The following is a 6000-nucleotide window of genomic DNA, read 5'->3' on the forward strand; positions in this document are numbered from 1 at the left end:
ATACCGGGCCGCCGGCGAGCGGCCCGGTGGGGGCGGCCCCGACCGATTTGGCTCAGGCGGCCTTGCCGTGATGATGGGCCGCGTCGACCTCGGCATCGCGGTAGTGCGGGTCGGTCCAGCAGCGCGGCAGCGGCTCGCCGGAGGCGAAGTGCAGCTTGGTCTTGTCGAAGTAGGCCGGGTCCTGGGCCTCCTCGCCATAATGCAGGCGCCCGGCGACCCGCTCGTGTCGTGGGCTGTAGAGATCGCCCAAGGCGAGCACCTCGACGATCTTGCCGGTGTCTTGGTCTTTGAGCAGCATAATGACCTCCGTTCAGTGAATGCCCGCGATGCGACGGCGCCGCCGGCATCGCGGCGGTGCAGGTGGTGTCGCGGGCCGCTACACCTCGGCGCCGGCGCGAAGCCCGCGACACTGCCGCATGCCTCTTTTTCAGAGTAGCTTATTTTCAGATGAGCGAGTTGTGCCCGGTACACACTCATTGGGCATCGGCGGCCTCGCGGCGTCCGCCGAAGCATGTGCGTGCACGTGCCTTCGTCGCTGTGAGATGCACGGCCGGCCGTGCAGTTCGCGGGATATCTCCGCCTGGGTGCAGACGGTGGTGACACACCAGTGCGTCGCCCCGTTATCTGGTCGGTTCGGGAGGCCATGGTGTCTGCCGCTCCGGGTCTGGTTGGCCGCGGGGGCCGCAGCCCCGCACCACGGGGTCTGGTCGGCGTGCGCCGTGCCCGCATCCGGTGAAGCACGCACGCGATCATCGGCGCGGGCTATGCTGCGCGCGCTCGAGGCATGATGCCCGTTGGCTGTCATCATGCTTGAGCCAGCGCCCAACAGGGCAAACGTGTTCGCCGCGGTGCACACCGACAGAGGTTCCCCGTATGTCCGACGCATTGCTGATCATCGAGGACGAGCCCGTGCTCGCCGCCGAGCTGGGGCGCCATTTCTCCGCCAAGGGCTGGGATGTGGAGCGCGCCGGAACCCTGAAAGCGGCGCGTGAGGCGGTGCTGGGCCGGCGCCTGGAGCCGCTGGTGGTTCTCGCCGACATGAGCCTGCCGGATGGCAACGCGCTGGACCTGTTGGAGGAGGCGCGCAAGCAAAAGAGGCCCGGGGAATGGATCCTGCTCACGGGCTATGGCGGCGTGCCGGATTCGGTGCGCGCGCTGCGCCTCGGTGCATACGATTTTCTGGAGAAGCCTTGTCCCCTGTCGCGGCTGGAAATCGTCGTCACCGGCGCACGCCGCAGCGCGCTGGCCCAGCGCCGGCTGGATACCCAGAGCCGCGACGGCCGCAGGCGCTATTCGCCCGCGTCCTACATCGGCGCCAGCGCCACCACGGAGGCGACGCGCCGTATGATCGCGCGGCTGGCGGAGGTGCCGTTCAGCGCGCTGATCATCGGCGGTGAGACCGGCACCGGCAAAGGCCTGGTGGCGCGCATCCTTCACCATGGCGGTCCGCGCGCCGGCGGTCCGATGATCGAGGTGAACTGTGCCGCACTGCCGCGGGATCTATTGGAGTCGGAGCTGTTCGGCCACGAGGCCGGCGCCTTCACCGGCGCCAAGGGCCGCCATCGCGGCTACCTGGAGCAGGCCCACGAGGGCACGCTGTTTCTGGACGAAATCGTCGAGATGGATCCGGACCTGCAGACCAAGCTGCTGACGGTGCTGGAAGACCGCAGTCTGCGGCGTCTCGGCGGCGAGAAATCCATCGACGTCGACGTCCAGATCATCGCCGCCAGCAATCGCAACATCGAAGAGCGCGTGCGCGCGGGCGATTTCCGCAGCGACCTCTACCACCGCTTGAGCGTGTTCCGCCTGGACCTGCCGCCGCTGCGTGAGCGCCTGGACGATCTGGAGCAGCTGGTGCCCGCGTTGGTGGACGAGTACAACGCCCGCTCCGGGCATCAGGTGCATGATATCCCCGATGCCGTCTATCGCCAGATGCGCGCCTACACCTGGCCGGGCAACGTGCGCGAGCTGCGCAATGTCATCGAGCGCGCGGTGTTGCTCGCCAGGGACGAGGTGTTTCCCATCGAGTGGCTGCAGCTCGGTCATGGCGTCGCCGCGCCGACGGATGCTCAGCCCAATGCCGGCCCCTTCGTCGACGGCAATCGCATCAGCATTCCGCTGGACGGCAGCATGGCGCTGGATGACATGGATCGTTACATCATCAAAACGGCGCTCGAGCGCAGCCAGCACAACGTGACCGCCGCCGCCCGTGCCCTTGGCACCACCCGTGAGACGCTGCGTTACCGCATCCAGAAATACCATCTCAACGCCGAGCGCGGGCACGCGCCGGAGCCCGCGGACAGCGCCCACGGCGGGGTGGGCCCGGGCGCCGCCGGTGCCTGATCTCCAGATGCCCGGCGACGCACGCAGAGGGCACTCGGAGCGCGGCGGGCTGCATCGGCGCACAATCTGACACGGCCGTGCTGGTCGGCCGCCATTGCCGGGGCCAGAGGCGCGGTGTGGCGTCTTGCGGGGCGCCGTCCTCTGCGCAGGCGATGGCAGGACGGTAGCGGGCGAGCGTCTTCACCGGCCTGCGTCGGCGCGGCGGCGGAGCTCAGTTATGCGCCTCGGTCGACTCGCCCCAGCGGCGGTGCAGCGCATCGAGACGCTCGCGGGCGCAGATGAGGATGATCTCGTCGCCGGCCTTGATACGACGGGTGCGCTCGGGCAGGTGGAAGCGCTCCCGGCGGTAGAGGCAGACGATGCGGGTGCGCTCGGGCAGGTCCAGAGCCTCCAGCGGACCGGCCTCGTCGTCGCCGGCGACGAAGCTGAACACCGCCGCATCGTCCCGGATCACAGACGACAGCTCCAGGGATTTCTCGCCGCCCAGCAGGTCGCGCAGGTGGCTGGCGACGGCCTGGTTCGGTAGCACCGTGTCATCCAGCCCCAATTCGTCTGTGATGTGCTGGAACTGACGGTCGTTGATGCGCGGCACCACGCGCTCGAAGCCCAGGGAGCGGCCGATGAGCGCCGCCAGGATGTTGCTCTGATCGGACTCCAGCAGACAAAACAGCACACCCGTATTCTCGGGCTCTACGTCCCTGAGCACATCGGGCGAGGTGCCGTCGCCGTGGACGAAGCCGGCGTCCAGGCGCTCGCTCAGCGCGTCGATGCGGTTGCGGTCGCGCTCGACGATGATCACCTCGTGGCCATCGGCCAGCAGCAGCTCGGCGGTGGTGATGGTCAGCGAGTTGCTGCCGATGAATGCGGTTCGCATCAGGTCTTGCGCCTCCGGCCGATCCAGGTGGGTGGGTACAACAGCACGAGCATGGCGATGATCTCGACGCGGCCGAAGAGCATGTCGGCGATGAGCACGGTCTTGAGTGCCGGTGCCAGCGCTGGACCCGTCAGCCCGGCGCTGAGGCCGGCATTGGCGGTGGCGGAGACCACCTCGAACAGGCCCGGCAGCGGCGGCGCGCCATGCAACAGGAACACCAGCCAGGACAGCAGCAGCACCGCGAGCCACAGCGTGAGCAGCTGCAGGGCGCTGGTGATCATGTCCTGCTCCACCCGCTCGTCGTCGATGCGGGCATTGAGCACCGCCCGCTCGGCCACCGCCGTGCGCCGCAGGGCCAGCTGCACCAGCCGCAGCACCACCAGCAGCCGCACGATCTTGAGCCCGCCGGCGGTGGAGCCGGTGCAGCCGCCGATGGTCATGGACAGCATCAGCACCAGCAGCGCTGCGGCCGGCAGCGCCGCGATCGTCGTCGTGCTGAAGCCCGTGTCCGTCTGCGCCGAGACGCCGAGCGCCAACCCATGACCGAGGGCCTCGGGCCAGTCGAGACCCTGCTGCCACAGACCGATGAGCGTCAGCGCCAGGGCCGCCAGCAGTACCACGGCCACCAGCATGCGGACTTCTTCATCTCGCCACAGTATCGCCAGCCCGCGTGTGGGCACCTGCGCGTACAATGGCAGGCTCACCGCCGCGAGTGCACAGACGGCCGTCAGCACGCCGACGGCCGCCAGAGGCAGGCCTGCCAGGCTGGCGTCCGCCGGGGCGAAGCCGCCGGTGGCCGCCGCCGACAGGGCGTAGAGCAGCGCGTCGAAGGGCGCCACCCCCGCAGCCCAGACGGCGGCCACCGCGAGCAGCGTCAAGGCCGCGTAGACGGCGAACACCGTACGCGCATGCTGGCGGGCCCCGGCGCTGGTCAGGTGCTCGCCGGTGCACTCCAGCAGGCGCCGGGCGCTGGTGTGATGGCGCATGATCAGCGCCGCCGTCAGCACGGCGATGCCGAGCCCGCCGTACCATTGCATCCAGGCGCGCAGGAAGAGCACGGCCGGGTCAGTGGTCTCGAGACCTCGCAGCACCGTGAGGCCGGTGGTGGTCACTGCAGAGACACTCTCCAGCAGCGCGTCCAGGGGCTCGATGCCCGCCGCCATCAAGGGCCACACCATCGCGGCCGCGGCGAGCAGGAAGGCCAGCGCTGTGACCGCCAGCGCCTCGTTCCATTGCAGGTCGATCCGCCGCAGGTCGAGCCCCGGCAGCCGCAGCAGCAGGACACCAGCCACACAGAGCAGCGTTGTCATCACGCCAAGGCGTTGCGCCAGAGCAATGCTGCCGAGGCCCAGCGCCACCATCGTCGGCACCGCAGAGAGCAGTGCCAGCATCACCAGCAGCTGGGCCAGCGTCCCCGCCACGACGCGCACGCGCGCCGCGTGCAGCAGGGCTTGGACAGCGGGCTCGGACATGGGGGTGTCTCCGGCCATGTGTTTTCGCGCCGCGACAAGCGTTCATATGCGCGAGCCCATACGCCATTGGCGCAAACGATTGTGGTTACAACGAAGCGCTCGACTGACGGTATCGGAGGAGCGCCGTCGGGTACGGGGCAGCCGGCTGCGGGTCCGTGCCGGCGCGAGCGGCGCCGAATGCGGCGTTGGGGCTTAGCGACCGGGCACTGGCGCAAATCACCCGATGGCATCGCGACGGCGGCGACGGCCGCAGGCGCTGCGTCGCGCGTCACGGCGGCGGCAGGACGCTCACGCTCGAATCTGGTACAGCTGATGCAACATGGCGCGAGCCAATCCATCCAGTGATGACTGACCGATTGACAGCACGCATGGCACCAAGATGGTAAGGAGTAGGCTGCGCCGCGGTGGATCCGGCCCCACCGCGACCGATGCGCCCACGGCTGGTAACGACCTCGATCCCGTGCTGGAGCGTCTCACGGATCTGGAGCGGCGCTCCCTGCTCGCCGAGCAGGCGCGTCAGCAGGCACACCGGCTGCGCACACCACTGAGTGTCATTGACCTCATCGCCGAGACCTTGCAGTCGGAAAGCCGCAACGACACCCGGCTCGCCGAGCGTCTGGCGCGCATTCAGACGGCGGCGGGCAGTCTGGCCACTGAGCTCTCTGAGACGGTGAATGCCACGCGTTTCGGTGATGGTCCGCGCCAACGGCTGGATGTAGGCGCCCTGGCCGCTACCGTGGTGCGCAGCTTCGGCGGCGATGCGGCGGCGGATGCCGCCGCCGGCATCGTCATGCCCGCCGAGCGCTGTAGTCTGGAGGCGGCCTTCGTCCATGCATTGCGTCTGTTGGGTGTCGGCACCGATGGCAACGGTGTCTGCGCGCAACGGCCGCTCCTGCATACCGGGCAACGCGACGGCGAGGCCTGGCTCGTCATCGGGGTCACCGGTGCTCAACCACCGGATCCGCCGCGCGAGCGCGCCGATCTGCGCCTGATGGCCAAGGCCGCCGAGCGCGTCGCCCAGGACCACGGCGGCGGCCTGGCACTCGGGCCGGACAGCGTCACCTTCCGCTTACCGTTGGCGGGACAGTAGGCCCGGCGCAGCCGACCACCGCAACCGCTCGGCCAGCCTGCGCTTGCCTGAGGTCGCCGCGTCGGCCATGACCGTCGCGGTCATCATGTCAACGTGAAGAAAGGCCAGAGCATCAGGTACACCACGCCAGCGGCACCGGCGATGTAGAGCAGGGACTGCAACGGGCGGCGGGCGATGCGTTGCAGCGTGCCCTCGCTGAGGCCGGCTCGCCGCTGCGCCGC

Annotated in this window: 5 protein-coding genes; 2 read left to right on the forward strand and 3 right to left on the reverse strand. The window is 69.2% G+C overall.

Features of this window, described 5'->3' with window-relative positions:
* Positions 1 to 52: 52 nt before the first annotated feature.
* A complete protein-coding gene (locus QZ588_RS11110) occupies positions 53 to 298 on the reverse strand; it encodes an acetyltransferase (RefSeq protein WP_295542694.1) in 246 nt (81 codons plus the stop codon).
* A 575-nt stretch (positions 299 to 873) separates the two neighbouring features.
* Between QZ588_RS11110 and QZ588_RS11115 the strand changes: the two genes are divergently transcribed.
* A complete protein-coding gene (locus tag QZ588_RS11115) occupies positions 874 to 2343 on the forward strand; it encodes a sigma-54 dependent transcriptional regulator (RefSeq protein WP_295542696.1) in 1470 nt (489 codons plus the stop codon).
* Between the two features lie 211 nt (positions 2344 to 2554).
* On the opposite strand, the gene QZ588_RS11120 is transcribed toward QZ588_RS11115, so the two are convergent.
* Together QZ588_RS11120 and QZ588_RS11125 are read right to left on the reverse strand one after the other, a co-directional pair.
* A complete protein-coding gene (locus QZ588_RS11120; RefSeq protein WP_295542698.1) occupies positions 2555 to 3217 on the reverse strand; it encodes a TrkA family potassium uptake protein in 663 nt (220 codons plus the stop codon).
* On the reverse strand, positions 3217 to 4689 hold the full coding sequence (locus QZ588_RS11125) for a potassium transporter TrkG (RefSeq protein WP_295542700.1): 1473 nt from the start codon (positions 4687 to 4689) through the stop codon (positions 3217 to 3219). Before QZ588_RS11125 ends, QZ588_RS11120 begins: the two co-directional genes overlap by 1 nt.
* 460 nt (positions 4690 to 5149) lie before the next feature.
* On the opposite strand from QZ588_RS11125, the gene QZ588_RS11130 reads away from it, so the two are divergent.
* Positions 5150 to 5779 carry a hypothetical protein gene (locus tag QZ588_RS11130; RefSeq protein ID WP_295542703.1) on the forward strand — a complete coding sequence of 210 codons (630 nt, stop codon included), beginning with the start codon at positions 5150 to 5152 and terminating at the stop codon, positions 5777 to 5779.
* Positions 5780 to 6000: the final 221 nt, after the last annotated feature.

The organism is uncultured Thiohalocapsa sp. (genome assembly GCF_913062725.1).
GTDB lineage: Bacteria > Pseudomonadota > Gammaproteobacteria > Chromatiales > Chromatiaceae > Thiohalocapsa.

Excerpts from the sequence above, each read along its gene's own strand:
- QZ588_RS11110 (WP_295542694.1), bottom strand. The coding sequence starts at position 298 with ATGCTGCTCAAAGACCAAGACACCGGCAAGATCGTCGAGGTGCTCGCC.
- QZ588_RS11115 (WP_295542696.1), top strand. The coding sequence starts at position 874 with ATGTCCGACGCATTGCTGATCATCGAGGACGAGCCCGTGCTCGCCGCC.
- QZ588_RS11120 (WP_295542698.1), bottom strand. The coding sequence starts at position 3,217 with ATGCGAACCGCATTCATCGGCAGCAACTCGCTGACCATCACCACCGCC.
- QZ588_RS11125 (WP_295542700.1), bottom strand. The coding sequence starts at position 4,689 with ATGTCCGAGCCCGCTGTCCAAGCCCTGCTGCACGCGGCGCGCGTGCGC.